Origin of the sequence: Arthrobacter sp. NPDC056886 (assembly GCF_042788715.1) — a bacterium.
Taxonomy (GTDB): domain Bacteria; phylum Actinomycetota; class Actinomycetes; order Actinomycetales; family Micrococcaceae; genus Arthrobacter.
The window spans coordinates 140,147-157,953 of record NZ_JBHUBT010000011.1 but is presented as its reverse complement, the minus strand read 5'-3'; the positions used below and the strand labels follow the sequence as shown (position 1 = coordinate 157,953).

Here is a 17,807-nt window from a genome sequence, read left to right as displayed (position 1 = left end):
CTAGAAACTGTCGAAAAAGTCCTGATCCAGCTTCTTCACAACCACGGTCCGGTCCACCTGAACGCCGACACCGTATTCGAACATGAGCGACGCCAACCGCTGACCGTCAATCAGTATCAACGTGTAGTGGGCAGTGTCCCTGGCCACGGCACGGGCTCCGGTGGTGAACGTCGAAGTGGTGATGAAGATGCCCTTGGTGGCGCGGAACTGTCCCAATGCCCCGCTGAAGGCCTGGACCTCCGGTGCCCCGACATTGTTGCCCTCGGAGTAGCGTTTCGCTTGGAGGTAGACCCGGTCGAAGCCCAGCGCATCCTGCCAGACAATCCCATCGATGCCCTTGTCCCCGGATCGCTGCGTGGGCTTGAGGTTGTCTTCTCTGTCGGTTCCATAGCCCAGGGCCTTGACCACGAAGGGAATCAACCGCTCGAACGCGTCGGGCGTGAGTTCGAGGAGGTTTCGATAGATCTCGTCGATCACGACCTGATTCAGTTGGTTCGCTGATTGTTCGAGGACTTCTGACGGGTCAGATTCGGCCACTACAGGTGTTTGAGCCTCCGTGCCGTTAGGGTTTGCCGTCGAGAGAGTCTTGGGCAGGCTCGATTTCTTCTGGTATTCGCGGTAGGAGTCGTACTCCATCAAGGTCTGAAACGTAACTTTGACCCCGTTCGAAAGGCGGTGGAGACCTTCGTCGCTGATCCTGTATTGCCCGCGAGCTTCGCGTACGAGCAGCCCAGCCTTCATCGAATCGAACAGGGCCCAGTTGATTCGGTTAACCCAGCGGGCTTCCCCCGATGACATGACTTCGGCCATATCTTCGTCCGAAAGATTTGTATGATCAGATACCGCGACCCGAATCTCGGCATTTCGCCGGATCTGTCCGTCCGACATGACTTGAAGTACAGGGTTAATGAACCCATGCCACTGTGGCAACGTCATGGTCAGGCCGCTCTTTCTCGTACGTCAATTTTTCCGGTCACGGCAGCAGAAATGAGGGCGGACCGTCGCTCGCGCAGGAGCACTATTGTGGATATTGCCTTTTCGATCAACTTGTCAATCTTGTTTGTGCGCGAATCTAAGTCGCGCACAATTCTTTTCTGCTGGACGAGATCCGGGAGCGCCACCCAGATCCGGATCATCCGGGTGAGGCCCAAGTCCTGGTTGGTGGCACCTCGCGTGTGAAGCTGCGATTGGTCATAGCCACCGTGGCTATTCAATGCATACGCAACGTAGTGCGGATCAGCAAGGTCGCGCCGCACCTTGAGAACGGCCACGTGTACCCAGACCTGGAATTTCTGATCGAGATCGACAACACGCGCGATTCCGGTTGTGCCGCCCTTGGTGTACAGAACATCCCCCTTCTCCGGCACGATCCTTTTGGAGAACTCTTCATAGTCCGACTCTGAAATGAACTTTGCGTCAGTCAACGACCATGAATCAACGCGTATGTTTCGTGCCGACAGAAACATGACACCACCGTCATCGACATACTGGGGAGAGAAATGCGGCCCGTCTGCTACTTTTCGCGTAAGCCGGCCTAACTGGATGGGCTCGAAGGTGCGGCCGATTTCGCCGAGCCAGGGGATCCCCGAGGGTTTGGTGGGTTCTGTGGGGTCGAGGCCCTTGGTGACGGCATGGGTGATGATGGCCTGGCGCTTCTCGGTGAGTAGTGCGGCGAGCCGATCCTGCTTGGCGATTAGGTCATCAATCTGCCCTGTTTCCCGATCGAGAAAGGAGACGATGTTGTTCTGTTCCTCGATTGGAGGTTGAGGAACTGGCAACTCTTTGGCGTCCGCCCATCGGAAGTCGGTAGACCTCTCCCGAACACCCTTGGCAAGTGCACTTATATACCCAGTCAATGCGATGTGACGCAGCGCTCGAGCGTAGAAGTGGGCGTTGAATCCAGACTTTGGAGTGCACGCCGAATAGACAGGCGTCGATTGTCCCAGCGAGTCCGAGACTCCGATTGCTCCGGCAAAGGCGTCCATTGCGTGGATCACGAGGTCGCCGGGGTGAATGGTCTGGTAGCCGATCTGCTTGTCGCCCTCTGTGTAACCATCGATCCGTCGGTTCGATCGCAGTGTCACTTGGCCGTCCCGGAAGGCAGTGACAATCCCCGCAGATTTGATTGGGGGCCTCTTGTGCAAATCGAAACCGTTCTTGAGCTTGACCATCTTCCAATGCGCAGGAATATCGCCCAGCCAATCGACGCCGGAAGGCCGGTATTCCGGGAATTGTTTGAGCCCGGTCACTTCTCCACCTCAGCCAACATCGTTGTGATCTCAGAGATGAGCTCGTTCAGTTCATCGTCGATCTCGTCCAAGGTCCTAGGCGCGACATACTTGTAAAACTGCCTTGTGAAGGGAATCTCGTAGCCGACCTTTGTCTTGGACTCATCGATCCAGGCGTCGGGAACGTGGGGGAGGACTTCGCGTGCGAAGTAGCCCTGAAGGTCCTCACCAAGGGGCACGTTTTCGGTGTCCCGGAGGTCCGTATCGGCTTCGGGGGTTCCCTTGGGTCCCTCGCAGATGTCGGCAGTCGCGTCACTTTCGGAGAGACCGGTAATAACGGCCTTCAGGACCGGACCCGCCAGTTTCAGGCCAACCTGAGTGAGGGCGGCCTTCAGTACGCGGAGAAAGGCCTCGCGGTTCCTATAGGTCTCGGCCGGCTCGATCACCGAGGAGCGGAGGGCCTTCTCCAGGAGCTGCCTAGCGTCGTCGGACAGCTTTTCGACCGGTTTCTGTGCCAGGACGGCGTCGATCCGTTCGGGCGTGAACGCGAAGTTAAGTTTCAGGGGTCGTTCGACGGTGATGGTGGAGTAGCCGAAGTCGCGGGTGTTGAAGATCTTGGAGGTCTCGCCGTCGTCTTCGAAGGCTCCGTAGAGCTGAACGATGTTCGCAATGTCCTGGGGGCCGAGTTCCTTGCGCTTGGAGCCGAGGCTCTTGCGCATCTTCTGGAAGTAGTCGACGCCGTTGATGAGCTGGATCTTACCGACGCGCTCGGGGTGTTTCTGCTTCTTGCTGTTCGAGAGGATCCAGATGTAGGTGGCGATGCCGGTGTTGTAGAACATGTCCGTGGGCAGCGCGATGATGGCCTCCACGAAGTCGTTCTCGATCAGGTACTTGCGGATCTCGGACTCGCCCGAGCCGGCCCCGCCGGTGAACAATGGTGAGCCATTCAGGACGATGCCGATGCGGGAGCCGCCCTCCTGGGCCGGGCGCATCTTGCGGACCAGGTGCAGCAGGAACAGCAGCGAGCCGTCGCTGACCCGGGGCAGGCCCGGGCCAAAGCGTCCGTCGAAGCCGTGGAGATCGTGCTCCTTCTGGATCTGTGGCTGGATCTTCTTCCACTCCACGCCGAAGGGCGGGTTGGAGAGCATGAAGTCGAACTGCTGGCCGATGTTCTGGTCGTTCGCGAGGGTGTCCCCGACGGAAATCTTGGAGATGTCCTGGCCCTTGATCAGCAGGTCCGACTTGCAGATGGCGTAGGACTCATCGTTGATTTCCTGCCCATACGCGACGAGCGAGGCACTGGGGTTCAGGGCGTGGAGGTGCTCCTGCGCGACGGTGAGCATGCCACCCGTTCCGGCAGTGGGGTCGTAAATGCTGCGGACGATGCCCTCTTTGGTGAGGACGTCGTCGTCGTAGTTCAGCAGGAGCTGGACCATGAGCTGGATGACTTCGCGCGGGGTGAAGTGCTCACCGGCGGTTTCGTTGGAAGCTTCGGCGAAGCGGCGGATGAGCTCCTCGAACATGAGGCCCATCTCGATGTTGCTGATGGTCTCCGGGTGGAGGTCGATCGCGGCGAAGTCCTTGGTGACGTGGTAGAGCAGGTCCGAGCTGTCCAGCTTCTCGAGCGTCTTGTAGAACTCGAAGCGCTCGAAGATGTCCCGGGTGTTCTCCGAGAAGCCCTGGACGTAGTTGAGGATGTTCGCCTTGATGTTGGTGGGGTCGTCCAGGAGCTTGGCGAAGTTGAACTTGGAGGTGTTGAAGAAGCTGTGGCCCGAGGCCTTCTGGAGGAAGGTGTCCAGCGGGATGTTCAGATCCTTCTTGGCCTCGGCTTCCCGAAGTACGGCATCCTTGGTGGAGTCCAGGACGCAGTCGAGGCGGCGGAGGATGGTGAACGGGAGGATCACCGAGCCATACTGCGCCGGTTTGTAAGTGCCACGCAAAATATTCGCGATGGTCCACACCAGGTTGGCGTTGTTGTTGCCGGCCACTGCTCCCACTTTCCTTTGCTGCTGGCAGTGGGCGCGCGAAGCATATTGCGGCAAACGCAGCATCCCCATGCCGTGCAGCGTTCATCGATCACGCACGTACTTGCTATGCATTGTATGTGTCCGGGGGTGGCGTTGCGCCCGATCATCCTCGATGAACGGCGTGCTTAGACGCCCGTGCACCATTCGGCTCCGGATGAGGACGCGCCGAAGAGGGCAGCTCTTGGGGCTTCCCAAAATTGTTAGCTGCCTCGTATGGAGAGAGGCTCGATACGCAGGGGCGCCTCACTGGGCCAAACGAGGACCGCATTGCCCTCGCGGGAATTCTCCTTGTTGAGCACATCGATACGAGTATTGCGTCCGTCCGGGTGCGCCAGCTCGTGGATGCGCCGCTGATGCCAATGCCCGCAGAAAACGTGTGAGGGGGCCAAAGTGTCGACCACTTCGCGGAGGAGGACCCGGGTTTGTTCAGCCCGTGATCGAATCTCAGGAGTAAGTTCGAAATCGCCTTTCAGCGGAACGCCGGCAGGGGCATCGTGCGTGATAAGAACGTCCACCGGACCGCCAGCGATCAGCTTTTGTGCATCCTCCGGCGTTGGTTCCTCGTGACGCCACCAATCTTTGCCCTCCCGTCGGTGCTGGTAGTCCACGCTGAAGGCCCCACCCAGGGCCCCGACGACTAGGGCCTCAACCTTCGTGCGCCCGCCTCGGGGCAGCACCCGGATGTTGGATCGGAAGGTTGCCATGCCATCCGCCTCCACGGGGAGTTCTTCCAGGGTGTCCCAGTTGTCGTGATTGCCACCTGACACAATCAGGGTGAGACCGAGATCAAGCAGATACTTGTTAAGTTTGGCCTCGTAGCGGCCTCGTTTGGCACCCGGCCAGTCCAATCCGAAATCGCCCACATGAAGAATGGTCCCGGCGCCAGCGCGGGCAGCGGATTGAATAGCGGCGATGGCCCACCCCTGATCGCCGTGCCAGTCACCGGCGACGACAAAGGGGGCGCCGGCGTTTCTTGAGCTCTCGATGTCGGGCCGTTCTCCTGGTCTAGTCGAATTCAAGATGCACCGTTCGCCTGGAGGCGGGCGATGGAAAGTACCTGGGTCGTGCCACGCAGTGTGGGAAACCCATCGAGGCGGACGTCCAGCCACATCAGACCGCGTCGACCTACTTCCAGCTCGATGATCTTGAGGAGCTTAATCGCTTCGCCGTCGCGGCGGAGCTCCGCGGCGGGCAGGTCTTCATAGCGCCGGGTTGGGTTCCGGTCTTGGGCTAGCCGCATTACCGATCGGGGCGGGTCCAAGTGGATGGCGTACAAAGTTCCGGACTCGGTCCGCACCGCATAGCTTCCAGTCATTTCGTCGCTTAGCGACTGTGGGTTCGAATCCATATTGGTTTCGGGGGCTGGCCGCTAGCCCTGCTCCGGCGGGATGGGAAGCAGGATTTCAAGAAATTGTGGTACCACTGCGTCCTGGATCTGCATACGTAGATCGGAGCTGGGGTCGAAGCCTTGGGGGACGTAGCTGAGGAAGTGCCGGAGTGCTGGCACGGATACGTCCTCGGTCAGATCGAGTATGACTGAAACTCCCATTGGAAGTCCTTTCGCTTGCTTTAGTGATCTCTATCTCATCTGTCGCTATGTATCACTAGTGATACAGACAAACACGTTTCATATTAGTGGCATTGGGTGTGCCCACTAGACGTTCGCAAACTCCTCCGGCCCGGCTGCAGCAATGGCAGGAACGCCGCAAGCAGGTCGGGTCAAGGATCCGCGAGCTTCGACTAGGGCAAGAACTCACTCAGGAGGCGTTGGGACTCGAGGCGGGGCTGAGCCGGGTCATGATTATCGGCATCGAGTGGGGAAAAAAGAGCGTCGCCTACGAACGGCTCTGGGACATCGCTGACGTCCTGGGCGTGGACGTCACGGACTTCTTCGTGGGCCCCTCCAGTGCCCCTTCAACTGAGCCTTACCGCCGTGGGCGCGTCAAAAGCAGTACGAGGAGCAGACTATCCGCCGAACCTGGCCCGGAGTAAGCTCAACGGCACGCCGGTCATCGTCTCGGATCTAAAGGCGTCGTCCTCGCATCCGTTTGGCTGCAGGCGATGATCGGATGACTTTCGTGGCGGCTTTGGGGTAGGCGGGGGAACTTGACGTCGTTGAAGTGGATCAGTCCGTAGTCGCTAAGATCAACCGTTTGGTTGGCCGGCTCAACGCAACGTAGAGGTGATTGCAGGCCGTGATTGTCCGTGGGTTGAGAACGATGACATTGTCGAACTCCAGGCCCTTGAGTCGGAGCGTGGTGCCTACGACCGTCCCATACGGTTCCCAAGATGAGCGGTGGTTAAGTTGCTCGATCAACTGGGCAGCACATTCTTCTAGCGACGATTCGGGGCTTCCCTGCTTCATGGATAGTGCGTGAATAAAGAGCTTTTGGAGCTGGGGTCTGTACGTGTATCCCTCGTGGCCGCCGATGAGGCGGCGGAAGTAGTCGAGCGCGGCAGCCGCGCTTCCGCTGGAAAGGTACCGTTCAGCTGCGAGAACGACGGGCTGTCTTGAACGGCTAACTACCCCTTTAGTCTCTAAATTCCGCTTGAGAGTCTGTACCACGGCTGTTGAGACCCCTGTCCTTGTTTGCGCCGCGAACCCGATTAGTGCGACAAGGACCGCAGATCGGTCGGACGAGCTATCCAGGGTCCGCGCGATAGCCCGGGCCTCCGAAAGATCCGTCTTCTCCGCCACACGAACCCGCCCTTTGTACGAACGCGCTATTCGGGGCAGGGCGTTGATGTTCGCATGATCGGGGGAGATGATCGCGGTAGTCCCTGCCCGGGGTATCAGCGCGGAAAGACCACCTTGCGAAGCATCGCGCCCCACCGACACGATTTCCAGTGGATGAGGGCTGGCTACCGTGGGCCTCCGCCCAGCCAACAGGTCCGTGCGGGCCAGTGCGAGCCATTCGCCCAGACCTGGATTCGTATTCTTCCACCTGTGGGGTGTTGTCAAAGTAGCCAGGAGCGGGAGGACTTCGGTGGAACCGTCCCACGACGCGGAGGAGGTGGTGCCGAAGTCAAATATTGCCTGCAATGGATCCCCGAGAACGACGGTTGGGATGACAGCCGCTAGGGCTTCTACGGTTTGCGCCTGTTCGACACTGCAGTCTTGAAACTCATCGACAATCAGGAGATCAAACCCCATGGCCACTACATCGAGAACGGTCCTGCTCTTGAGCGCCCGTAGACCGGCTGATGGGAGGCTCGCGAGATCGGGCTTATCTCCCTCTTCCCATTCTGCTCGTCCGGGAAAGGCGCGTACCAGCCTTAGACTGAATGAAGAGATCGTTTCTATGCGCGGACGATTACGGCCGTGGGGCGCGACACGGCGTCTCAGCGCTGCGATCCCGGCGTTCGTGTGTGTGAGAACCAGGATGCGGAGCTCCGGGTGGTTCTCGATGGTACGAGCGATGGAATAGGTCTTGCCGTGGCCAGCCGGAGCAACCACGGCACCTGTTCCGAGGGTGGCGAGATCGACTGATTCAGACACTTGCCCCCCAAGCCAGAAGCTCCCGGACAATTCGAGCAGCAGTTGAGTCAGCCCTGATGGCTTGGCTATCGGCCAGCGCGATTTCTGCGAATAGTTCACCGCCGCTTGTGGACTTGAACCAAGTGGCCCCTTCCTTCTTCGCGAGGGACCCTAGGGCGCTTCGGAGATCATCCAACTGAGCATCCGAAACGGCTTCCCCTCTCAGAATTCTCCCGGAGACAGATGCTGGGCACCCTCTGGCAGCCACGGCAGCAGTGACAGCCTGGTGCGAGGAGTTCGCCATCCCGTGCTCCAGAACCCGACGCAGCCCGTCGACTGAGAGGGACTCTATGATCTGCTGTTCCGTGCATTTTGACTCGTCGCACCTGATCAGAGTCGTGGATGGGGGCAAAGCCGACAGATCGGTGTTCGTATCGTTGTCACAGAAGACCGCCGTGCGGTAGCCGAGATCGGCGAATGCAGCGGCATACGGGACCAAGTTTCCCTCCCCACCGGCGTCTGCCGTGGCCACTGCTGTGATGAGTCGCAGATTGTCTCCCTCAGCGTGAGCGTAAACACCTCGAGCAAATCCGGCTTCAGTCGCACCTTCACAGATCAGGACGAAGGGCGCGAGGAATGCCTCGGCATTCTTCCGGAGGGCGCCTTGAAAGGCTGAGCCCGGGACGACTGCCTGGGTCCTGTGAGGCTCGTTTCGAACGACAGCCAAGTTCGAATGCTTCAGCTCACGAAGGACGACGGGTGAATGTGTGGTCACGAAGACCTGCGTAAGAGGGGATTTATCGGAAGTGCGGAGTTCGAGCGCGCGAAGAAGGTGCCGTATCCGGAACGGTTCCAATCCGGACTCCACTTCGTCAACGAGTAAGACCCGCGCATCTTCGGAGTTTGCCATCTGCACGGCGATACCGGTGAGCCGTCGTGATCCGAGCCCGTGACGTTCCATTGGGACCTCCCCGCTGTGGAGAGAAACCGCGCCTTCTCCAAGCTGGAACGAATCTGCGTTGAGGGCCGCAGAAAGATTCGCCTCAGCTCGTATACCGCGCAACAGGCGAGCCTGAACCTTAACTTTGTCTGCGATACCAGTGAGTTCATGGAATGCGTTGACCGTCGCGTTCTTCGCCGCCCTTGATGCTTCAATTAGCGTTTGACCAGTCGGGCGCTGATCCTCTGCCCCTGTCATCCGAAGGAGGGCGGAGTTCCGCGACCAGCGGAGATCAGTGACGTCGTCGCTACCCACCCTCATCACCCCGAACGCTGCTCTGTGTGACGCGCGCAGGACGCCAGGTATGCTCTGTCGATCAGCGACTACTTGCCAAGTCGGTTCGAGGTAGCGGTCAACCCGAAGCTCGATCGTCAGGGCGGGTGTTTCAGTGTCTGGCTCGTCTACGATGACGCCAGTAGTTGGATTCACGCCCCGAACGTAGTTCATGAAAGCGTCCAGACCGAGGAGCTCGGCCGGGGGGTCAATTACGGTTGCCTGGATAAGGAGACCAGCATTTGCAGCAGAAGGACTATGGAAGTCGTTGTCCGTGAATGTATGGCTCCACCGGGGCGAGAAGAGGAGACCAAGAGCATCCAAAATGGTCGTTTTGCCTGAGTCGCCGGGTCCGACCAAGGCCGTGACTCCTGAGCCCGGCCGCCATTCCATTTGCTTGATCCCCCGGAAGTTCTCGATTAGAACGTCGTGTATTTGCACGCCTTCTGCCCCTTTTTCAATCGGGGCCTGAGTGCCCACCGCTTTGCTCTGTTCAATCTAAGGGGCAAAGGATCGATTCATGTTTTCCGCCATTGAGTTTCGCACTTTGGTGTCTCGGTCGCGGCTGCTGCCGAGACCCATCGGTAGAGGGTGGGCACTGAGACCCCTAGGGTGTCGGCGACCCCCGGGGCAGTGTTCCCTGGTTGAGGAGCTTTCGGGACGCCGACCGGTATTCGCCATCGCAAGCGATTCCGGACCAGCCCTCGACATTGGCGATCGATAATGCGTGCAGGCGTAGGCGCCCCAACCGGGGATCAGGATCGCTCCCGCGAGCCGCCCAGAGAACATTCCTCCTGCGGCTGCCCGGTATCCGATCGGAAATTCGCTCGCTGGTTGTTTCCCCCATGGTTCCCCCCTAGATGCATCGGAAGCGTGTGCCGCGGCGGTCTCATCCCGCCGGCGCGCCGGAACAGACGCCCCGTCAAGAAGGACCCTTATCGAATCACATGGTCGAAAACGTGACGTTGATGAGCTTTGACCTGTTTTGCTCGAGATCGCCGCATTTTTGGCGCTGTCATTTTCAGAAGTCGTCTGCACTCGCATCTAATCAACGCCGTCACGCGTGTTCCCGCCGGACTTTGTAGCCCTTCCTTCTCCTGGTGTCAGGCCGCGACACGGCCCCGTCCATTAGATGCAAGGCTGGCGCCACACTATTCACTCAGTGTATAGATTGATTCGTGAACAACTCTCTCACCCTGCTGGGCCTCCTAAGCCGCGAGCCGAGCTACGGCTACGACCTCAAGCACTCTTATGATCGCTACTTCGGTGCCGGAAAGGCCCTGGCTTTTGGGCAGGTGTATTCCACTCTGGCCCGCATGGTCCGCGATGAGCTGATCCAGGCCCTGGGCGAAGAGTCCGGCGGCGGTCCGGACCGCAAGAAATACGAGATCACTGTGGCCGGCCAGGACAAGGTGCGCGAGTGGCTCTTCACCCCAGATGTCCCCTCGGAGTCCCTGCAAAGCGAGATCTTTGCCAAGACCGTGATCGCCCTGCTGCTCGACGACGACGCCGACCGGCTGCTCGATGTGCAGCGCAGCGAACACATGGCCCGCATGCGGGAGCTGACCCGCCTGAAGGAGGACGCGGACCTGCTGCGGGTCCTGATGTGCGACCACGGCCTGTTCCACATCGAAGCCGACCTGCGCTGGATCGACCTCACCAGCGCCCGCCTGACCCAACTCAAGAAGGAGCTCCAGAGCGCATGAGCACCCAAGACATCACTGCACCCATCCTCAGCGCCCGCGGCCTGCACCACTCCTTCGGGCAAACTGAGGCCTTGCGGGGCATCGACCTCGACGTCCAAGAAGGGGAAGTGCTCGCCGTCATGGGCCCGTCCGGATCGGGCAAGTCCACGCTGCTGCACTGCTTGGCCGGTGTTCTTGTCCCCGACGGCGGTTCGGTGATCTACCGTCCCGCCGGGCGGCCCACACAAGAGACCAGTGCCCTCGGGGAGCCCGAACGGGCCCGGCTGCGACTGACCGATTTCGGATTCGTCTTTCAGTTCGGCCAGCTGCTGCCTGAACTCACGGCGGCGGACAACGTCAGCATCCCGCTGCTGCTGGCAGGGACCAGGCGCCCCGAAGCGCTGCGCCGGTCCGCGGTGTTGCTGGAACGCCTTGGCCTGGACGGACTGGGCGCCAAGCTGCCCGGTGAACTGTCCGGAGGACAGGCCCAGCGGGTCGCCGTCGCCCGGGCGCTGGTGACTTCCCCTGCCGTATTGTTCGCCGATGAGCCCACGGGTTCGCTGGATTCCCTCGCCTCAGAGAACGTGCTGACTCTCATGCTCGAGCTGGTTCGCGAAGAAGGCACCACCGTTGTGATGATCACCCACGACGCGCGCACCGCCGCGTACGCGGACCGGGAAGTCATCGTGCGCGACGGCGCAATCGGCGCCGGCTACCGGGTCTCCGCGTGAACCCCGGGTTGCTCAAACTGGCAGTCGTCGGCAGCCGGACCGCCTACGGCAGGCTCGCCGGAATCGCCGGAGGGGTCGCTGCCGGAGTTTGCCTGTTGCTGTTGCTGTGGGGCGGCGCTAACGGACTGAGCGCCCGTGATGACCGCGGCGCCTGGCTGCGCGAAACCGGCAACCCATCGGTGACCAGCCCGGTGGCGGTGGATGACCTGGCCACGGCGGGACCGGCAATCCCGGTGCCGCTGACCGCAGACGCGGTGCTGATGGAGGCCAACCCGGTGGAGGTATTCCGCGACCAGCTCATCAACCGCCGCGACGTCGCCGCCCTGGCCTCCACCACCGTCAAGGTCCCCGGGATCGGAACCCCTCCGGCGCCGGGCCACTACTACGCGTCCCCGGCGCTGCAGCGTCTCATCGCGTCAACGCCACGGGACGAACTTGGCGACCGTTTCGGAACGTTTGCCGGAACTATCGACGATGGTGCGTTGCCCGGACCGGATTCCCTGATCGTCGTCACAGGCGCAACGGAAGCCGAACTCCGCCAGAGCGGCAGGGCCTTCCTGGTGTCAGACTTCACCGCCAATCCTTATGGTGGCAGCGCGGCCGCCTACAACACGGTGCTGTCCATCGGGGCCATCGCGGTGTTCTTCCCCGTACTGCTGCTGATCAGCATTGTCACTAACCTGGGGGCTGCACAGCGCCGGGAACGCTTCGCGACGCTGCGCCTCATTGGAGCATCGCCACAGGCTGTCTCCCGGATCGCCGCCGCCGAAACCGCCGTCCCGAGCCTGATCGGCGCAGTGCTGGGCGTCGGGCTGGCGATCCTGCTGAGGCCTGCCGCCGCGCAGATACCGGTCAACGGAACCAGGATGTTCGCCTCGGATCTGACCATCGGCTGGGCCGCGGCCACAGCTATCGTCGCCCTGGTCGTCGCGGCCTCGGCTCTCGTGGGCGGGCATCGCACGGCCCGTGCAGGAATTGGCCCCCTGGGCGTGACGAGGTCCGTGCACGAAAAGACGCCCACCATGTGGAGGAGCGTTCCCTTGCTGGCCGGACTTGCCGCCATGATCACGGCTGTATTGATGATCCGGGTGATGGAGGTGCGGCTGCCGTGGCTGGAATCACCGCTCCTGATCCTCGGCTTTCTGCTGATCCTCGTCGGCATCGTGGTCATCGGCCCCTGGCTGACCCGGCTTGTGAGCCGGATCGGGTTGCGCCAGGCACGGAGCGCGGCGGGAGTCATTGCCGCCAGCCGGATTCAAAAAAACCCGGTGGCGACCTTCCGATCCGTATCAGGGCTGGTGATCGCCGTGTTCGTCGTCTCCGTCTTCGCCGGAGGATCCAGCATCGTCGAGTCGACGGAGGTATACCCGGCCCGGCCCGGCCTGCTGCAGCCCACCAGCCTCCACGCCACCGTGGGCGCCGGACACACCCAGGCCCAGGCCGCGGAGGCCGCCCGCCAGGCCAGAGAACTGCCCGGAATCCGCAGCGCCGCCGTCGGCTTCGGCCCGGCAGCGCTCTCCGAGAGGAATGCCGGCCCCGAAATCTATTTTCACGCCGCGGACGCTCCCGGCCTCGGATTCGAGGACATCCCGGCGACCGGGATCGTCACGGTTGATGCCTCGTTCCTCCAATACTCGACGACGCAGCCACGGGCACTAACCCCGGTGCCCGAAACCAACCTGGACAGACTGGTCCCGGTCGTGATTGTGCTCGGCACCGACGGCACGCCCGCCGCCATGGACCGTGCCCGGACAGCCTTGAACGGTTCAGGCATTACGGCCGTTCCGGCTACAGCTCCGTCGGACCTCAAACTGCAGTCCACCGGCCGCCTGATTCAGGGCCTGGCCGTGCTCGCCTATCTCGGAATGTTCGTCGCGATCGCAATCGCCGGCCTGTCCCTGGCCGTCGCCACCGCTTCCGCCGTTCTGGACCGGAAGAGAGTGCTGGGTCTGATGCGGCTAATGGGGATGCCGGTCTCCGTCCTGCGCCGCATCATCACCCGTGAAGCAGCCGTCCCGCTTCTCACCGTGTTGCTGCTCTCGGTCGGACTCGGATTCCTCGTGGCCTGGCTGATGGTGACCTTTATTGACGACACCTATCGGGTGACCTGGCCCGCACCCGATTACTTCATTGCCTTGGGCCTCAGCCTGCTCCTGGCCCTCGGAGCGGTCACCGCGACATTCGGTCTCATCCGGGGCAATACCGCAATGACGGCTACACGCTTCGAATAAATCCGTAGCGGAAGGCCTAGGAAAAGTAGCACCACCTGCACCCGTGAAGGTGGTCAAAAACGACCCTTATCGAATATCACATGGTCGAAAATCTGACGTTGATGAGTTTTGACCTGTTTTGGTCGAAATCGGCGCGCTTAGGGCTGTGATTCGCAGCGATAAGTGACTACGGCGCCCCAACGGGGTCTGCAGATTCAGGGATGTCTCGTGAGTGGACGTCGAGTGGCTCGGGAAATTCCGTCCAGGACCGGATCGGTGATAGAAGGATGGGGATGGCGGAGGCGGCGGCAATCAGTGCCCATACCCAGAGCACGGGAATGACGCCGGTTGCCAGTGCCAGGACTCCGCCGCCGATACTGGCCACAGGCATGATCCCTAGGGTGAAGAGCCGGTAGGTGGACATGACTCGTCCCATCAGGTGGTGTGGAACGAGCCGGGGAATGATGCCGGCCCCCGCCAGGCCGGACAGGATGACGAAGAAGGACCAGCCAAATCCTGAGATACCGATCCACGCGACGGGTGCCAGCCCCAGGAGAGGCGCTGCGGGGAGCAGGATGACGCATCCGGCGCTGGCCAGGCTCGCGGCGATCTTGGTTCTGCCGACGCCGAGGCGTCGCGTGATGCGGGTCGCTGTCATGGAAGCGACCAGCCCGCCTGCTGCTGACAGTGCGCCCAGGATTACGTATTGATCCATGGGGATGTTCAGGATTTGCAGGGCGAAGATGACTTTGGCGGCGGCGCCGAACATGCTTGCGGCATTGACCAGCGCAACGGAGATCATCAAGGAGCGAATCAAGGGATGGCTCAATGTGTAGCCGAGGCCGTCGCGTGCTTCGGACCAGAACTTGTCCGGCGTTTCTGCTCGGGAGGGCCGATCTTGTGGGAGTCTGCCGGTCATGACCGCTGAGAATAAGTAGGCTGCGCCGGCAATGAAAAGCATGGCCGGAGCGGACACTATTTTGACAATCAGACCCACGACTCCTGGCGTGGCGATGGCCAGGCCGCTCTGCACGGACTGCACTTTTGCGTAGCCGTCACCCAGCTCGCTGCCTTTCAGCAGCGTCGGCATCACGGCGGACTGTGCCGTCGTGAAAACGACGTCAGCCACGCTGACCACGGCCGCGACGACAAAGAGGTGCCAGATGCTGAGCGTTCCAAGGAAATACGAGATCGGTACCGAGAAGACCGCGGCGGCACGGAAGACATTGACTATAACCAACGTGGATTTCTTCGACCACCGGTCCACGAGAACGCCGGCGGGTACTCCGAGCAGCAGGAATGCCGCCATGCCCAGGGCGTTCAGGACACTGGTCTGGAACGCCCCGGCGCCGAGAACGGCCACGGCGATAACCGGCAACATCGAGCGGAGCACGTCGTCGCCGATGCCGTCCCCAATGCTGGCCGTGAACAACTTGCGGAAAGCCGCAGGCATAAGGAATCTGGCTGGCCGCCGACGATGGTCTTTCTCAACGGCTCGACGGTTACCCGTAGTCTTGATGAAAGCCACGATACGTAAGGTCATGCCTGACTATAGTCAGGTGTGTCCTGACATTTCTGGAAAGCAACTCGTTTTGTCTGGAGAACCTCTCGTTGCCTAATGACTGCCAGCGCGATTTCTGTGCCTTTTGCGGATCGACGCCGCCTTCCAGCCGGCGCCTCATAGCCGGGCCGGGAGTCGCCATATGCGAAACGTGCGTGACCTCCGCAGCCCAGATCCTCGGCGACACCAGCATCGAGGGGCAGCCCAAGTCGATGGGGCCCATCTGGAACCAAATGTCAGACAAGGAAATCCTGCAGCACCTGCCCGAAATTTCCCAGGTAAGCCTCAAAGTCGAAGAGCAGCTTCGCGTCTGGGTCCGCGTCGCCCGCGAACGCAAAATCGCCTGGGCCCAAATAGGTGCGGCTCTGGGCATCACTCGTCAATCGGCGTGGGAGAGATTCAAGGCACATCTATGATCGCCTGACCCAGCGGAGGCGTCGGCCTGCAAGCCCGCCAAGGCTCACAACTACCGGCCAGGGCATGCCCGGGTGCGACCGTGAGCGAGGCGGTAAGAGACGATTTCGATGATGCGCCCGCCAGACACCGATCAAAACGTCCGCATTGGGCACACTCCTCGGCGCTGCAACGTTGTCCGCTTCAGAATTCCTCTGCATTGGATTCTCCGGAACGGCTGAAGTCGCTTGCACGCCCGTGAGCCTGCCGTAAGAGGAACCTGTTGCAGGTCAGCTGAAGGGGATCCTTAGCGGACTCCCCGTGGAGATTGCGGATGATGCAGGCTGGGGGTGCCTTACCGCGTCCAGCATTGGGTGCGGATTAGCCGCAGAGCGGGGCAACGCTGAATGTGTCAGTCAGACCGGAGCCCACTAGGACGGCCCGAACGGTACCCGATTAAATGGCGCTCCGCCGGTGCTCATCGTGCTGAGCATGCACGACCGGCCGTCACGCGGACGGTATGAGGCTCTACTGCGGTGCCAACCTACAGAACGACTCCGACGGCCTTAGGCCGTCGCGTCTAGTCTCGCTGCGGGGCCAGTCAGAGTCGCCCTATCGTAGGTCGGCCAGTGGTTGGAGTCGCTCCAGGCCCGGGCCTGTTCGAGGTTTGTGGGCAGCTCTGCTAGCAAGTTATGCAGGATGGACAGCAGGTCCTGGCGGTTTTTGGCTGAGGTGGCAGTGGCTGCGATTGCATCCCCACCTTTGAGTAGGAACGGCGGACTGCCGTCGCCGAGGTCTACGATGGCGGCGTATTGAGTGACGTTGCCGTGCTGGTTCACGTTCTGAACCATCGGCGAGCCGTCCGGAGGAATAGCGCCTTTCACGGTTCCGCCGGCGGCGACGATGGCGTCGAAGTTGGGGAATCCGTCCGAGGTCATGGGTACTTTCGCCTGCCCAAGGGCAACGGCGGCCTTGTTCAAGGCGCCTGCACCGGTCGAAGCGATTGAGAGACGTGTTCCTGCTGATAAGAATGCGCGGGTTGTGTCACCACTTCCCCAGCCGGCCCAGAAGGTGGCGCCTGTATCTTGGGAAGGTGTGCCCGCGGTCGGCACAGAACCATGGGAAGCCGTCTGGCGCCGGGCCATGGATTCGATACCAGCGGCGGCTAAGCCAGAAACCATCATGCTTGTTACCATCGGCCGTCACAGCACCGCTGTTAGGGATATGACATTGTTGTCCTTCGTTGACGCGGCTAACCTCACAGGGGGTGCGGCGTTGGTAGAGAGTGTTGTCTCCCAGCATGACCCAGAGGACCTTCCAAGAAGCTCGTCATTGCGACAACTCCTGTTGTTCTCTCAGTCCCTGGAAATCTCGACCTACGTCCGCTTGGGAATGGCTCTGGATCCGGGAGGGCTATTCCTGAAGCTGCGGCGGCATCTGAAGCGATCCTTCGGCCAGGAGTCTGTAATTAGGCTGATTTCTGTGTTCGGGTGTGGGCGTGACGATATGAATTGGTGCCGGTTTCAATGATGGCGCCATTGAAGGTCAGCCTGTCCACGATCGCGGCGCAGCGGGGCGGGTCGGTGAAGTGTGGTCGTCTTGGCATCCGTCCTCATACGTGGTCTCGCGGGGGAGTGCTCCGTGCCATCCGCTGGCTGAACGGGTCACTCGACTGACTCGCAGTAGCCCGCCGGGCCCTTCCTCAAAAAGGAAGGGCCGCGGGCTAGACATGATTCGCGACATTCAGCGCAAGATTTTCCGCCCCAAACTATGCAAAATCGTCCCGCAAGTGGGTGGTCCGCCTGAGGTCCCGTAAGCCGGTCCTCGGGCGACGGCAGCAGGGCTCCACACTTCAGTCTTCCAGGAGCGCTGGACTCCGGGCCTGTGGATTCCCGTAAGACCCTCCCGCAAATCTGCCCGGTGAAGGCGCCCCATTCGAAACGGTCAAAAACGACCGTTATCGAAATCCGGGTGCCGCAAAACTGCCGGCTGACGAGTTTTGACTGATGTGGTGTGACTGTTAGCCGAGAATGGCGGTTAAAGGACAGTTCAGACTGGCGGTTGCCGTGGAGCTAAAGCAAATCAAGAGACGTGCGGTCACCCCCCAAAGTTACCGGACCTCGAGGCGGCAGGAGCTTAGGGCGGATCGCGGAAAAAATAATGTTTGTAGCCGGTGTAGGTGAGGGGTGGGTAACAATAAACACAGGAAAACCACAGACCG

Annotated in this window: 15 protein-coding genes and 1 pseudogene; 5 read left to right on the top strand and 11 right to left on the bottom strand. The window is 60.9% G+C overall.

What is annotated here, in order from left to right:
* From ACFRJ8_RS19020 to ACFRJ8_RS18995, 6 genes are all read right to left on the bottom strand, one after another.
* Complete coding sequence (locus ACFRJ8_RS19020) at window positions 1-936, bottom strand: restriction endonuclease (protein ID WP_377987888.1); 936 nt, start codon at window positions 934-936, stop codon at window positions 1-3.
* 2 nt (window positions 937-938) lie between these two features.
* Window positions 939-2,249 (bottom strand): restriction endonuclease subunit S, encoded by a 1,311-nt coding sequence (locus ACFRJ8_RS19015; protein WP_377987886.1) that lies wholly within the window; start codon window positions 2,247-2,249, stop codon window positions 939-941.
* Window positions 2,246-4,216 (bottom strand): N-6 DNA methylase, encoded by a 1,971-nt coding sequence (locus ACFRJ8_RS19010; protein WP_377987884.1) that lies wholly within the window; start codon window positions 4,214-4,216, stop codon window positions 2,246-2,248. Before ACFRJ8_RS19010 ends, ACFRJ8_RS19015 begins: the two co-directional genes overlap by 4 nt.
* A gap of 239 nt (window positions 4,217-4,455) precedes the next feature.
* Entirely contained in the window at window positions 4,456-5,364 is a 909-nt protein-coding gene (locus tag ACFRJ8_RS19005) for a metallophosphoesterase (protein WP_377987882.1), read from the bottom strand.
* Window positions 5,271-5,570, bottom strand: a complete 300-nt coding sequence (locus ACFRJ8_RS19000; protein WP_377987927.1) for a hypothetical protein — start codon at window positions 5,568-5,570, stop codon at window positions 5,271-5,273. The genes ACFRJ8_RS19005 and ACFRJ8_RS19000 overlap by 94 nt, the downstream gene beginning before the upstream one ends.
* A 54-nt stretch (window positions 5,571-5,624) precedes the next feature.
* Window positions 5,625-5,804: a hypothetical protein gene (locus ACFRJ8_RS18995; protein ID WP_377987880.1), complete on the bottom strand. Its 180-nt coding sequence runs from the start codon at window positions 5,802-5,804 to the stop codon at window positions 5,625-5,627.
* Window positions 5,805-5,890: 86 nt separating this feature from the next.
* Here ACFRJ8_RS18995 and ACFRJ8_RS18990 point away from each other — a divergent pair, with 86 nt between their 5' ends.
* Window positions 5,891-6,247 carry a helix-turn-helix domain-containing protein gene (locus tag ACFRJ8_RS18990; RefSeq protein ID WP_377987878.1) on the top strand — a complete coding sequence of 119 codons (357 nt, stop codon included), beginning with the start codon at window positions 5,891-5,893 and terminating at the stop codon, window positions 6,245-6,247.
* A gap of 133 nt (window positions 6,248-6,380) precedes the next feature.
* Here ACFRJ8_RS18990 and ACFRJ8_RS18985 read toward each other — a convergent pair whose 3' ends face one another.
* Window positions 6,381-7,754 (bottom strand): UvrD-helicase domain-containing protein, encoded by a 1,374-nt coding sequence (locus ACFRJ8_RS18985; protein WP_377987876.1) that lies wholly within the window; start codon window positions 7,752-7,754, stop codon window positions 6,381-6,383.
* A complete protein-coding gene (locus ACFRJ8_RS18980) occupies window positions 7,747-9,447 on the bottom strand; it encodes an ATP-dependent endonuclease (RefSeq protein ID WP_377987874.1) in 1,701 nt (566 codons plus the stop codon). The genes ACFRJ8_RS18985 and ACFRJ8_RS18980 overlap by 8 nt, the downstream gene beginning before the upstream one ends.
* 737 nt (window positions 9,448-10,184) lie before the next feature.
* On the opposite strand from ACFRJ8_RS18980, the gene ACFRJ8_RS18975 reads away from it, so the two are divergent.
* From ACFRJ8_RS18975 to ACFRJ8_RS18965, 3 genes are read left to right on the top strand one after another with little or no spacing between them, the layout of a single operon-like run.
* Complete coding sequence (locus tag ACFRJ8_RS18975; protein ID WP_377987872.1) at window positions 10,185-10,712, top strand: PadR family transcriptional regulator; 528 nt, start codon at window positions 10,185-10,187, stop codon at window positions 10,710-10,712.
* Window positions 10,709-11,422 carry an ABC transporter ATP-binding protein gene (locus tag ACFRJ8_RS18970; protein ID WP_377987870.1) on the top strand — a complete coding sequence of 238 codons (714 nt, stop codon included), beginning with the start codon at window positions 10,709-10,711 and terminating at the stop codon, window positions 11,420-11,422. Before ACFRJ8_RS18975 ends, ACFRJ8_RS18970 begins: the two co-directional genes overlap by 4 nt.
* Window positions 11,419-13,653: an FtsX-like permease family protein gene (locus ACFRJ8_RS18965; protein WP_377987868.1), complete on the top strand. Its 2,235-nt coding sequence runs from the start codon at window positions 11,419-11,421 to the stop codon at window positions 13,651-13,653. The genes ACFRJ8_RS18970 and ACFRJ8_RS18965 overlap by 4 nt, the downstream gene beginning before the upstream one ends.
* A 166-nt stretch (window positions 13,654-13,819) precedes the next feature.
* Here the strand turns inward: ACFRJ8_RS18965 and ACFRJ8_RS18960 are convergent, their stop codons facing one another.
* A complete protein-coding gene (locus ACFRJ8_RS18960; protein WP_377987866.1) occupies window positions 13,820-15,085 on the bottom strand; it encodes an MFS transporter in 1,266 nt (421 codons plus the stop codon).
* A gap of 158 nt (window positions 15,086-15,243) precedes the next feature.
* Between ACFRJ8_RS18960 and ACFRJ8_RS18955 the strand changes: the two genes are divergently transcribed.
* Window positions 15,244-15,609, top strand: a complete 366-nt coding sequence (locus ACFRJ8_RS18955; protein ID WP_377987865.1) for a ClpX C4-type zinc finger protein — start codon at window positions 15,244-15,246, stop codon at window positions 15,607-15,609.
* A 543-nt stretch (window positions 15,610-16,152) separates the two neighbouring features.
* Here ACFRJ8_RS18955 and ACFRJ8_RS18950 read toward each other — a convergent pair.
* Together ACFRJ8_RS18950 and ACFRJ8_RS18945 are read right to left on the bottom strand one after the other, a co-directional pair.
* Window positions 16,153-16,566 carry a hypothetical protein gene (locus ACFRJ8_RS18950; protein WP_377987863.1) on the bottom strand — a complete coding sequence of 138 codons (414 nt, stop codon included), beginning with the start codon at window positions 16,564-16,566 and terminating at the stop codon, window positions 16,153-16,155.
* A gap of 488 nt (window positions 16,567-17,054) precedes the next feature.
* Window positions 17,055-17,174, bottom strand: a pseudogene (locus ACFRJ8_RS18945) (AAA family ATPase); the annotation flags it as partial.
* Between the last annotated feature and the right edge of the window lie 633 nt (window positions 17,175-17,807).

Bases quoted from the DNA above. Each gene is read 5' to 3' on its own strand.
- ACFRJ8_RS18960 (WP_377987866.1), bottom strand. From the start codon at position 15,085: ATGCCTGCGGCTTTCCGCAAGTTGTTCACGGCCAGCATTGGGGACGGC.
- ACFRJ8_RS18995 (WP_377987880.1), bottom strand. From the start codon at position 5,804: ATGGGAGTTTCAGTCATACTCGATCTGACCGAGGACGTATCCGTGCCA.
- ACFRJ8_RS19020 (WP_377987888.1), bottom strand. From the start codon at position 936: ATGACGTTGCCACAGTGGCATGGGTTCATTAACCCTGTACTTCAAGTC.
- ACFRJ8_RS19000 (WP_377987927.1), bottom strand. From the start codon at position 5,570: ATGACTGGAAGCTATGCGGTGCGGACCGAGTCCGGAACTTTGTACGCC.
- ACFRJ8_RS18970 (WP_377987870.1), top strand. From the start codon at position 10,709: ATGAGCACCCAAGACATCACTGCACCCATCCTCAGCGCCCGCGGCCTG.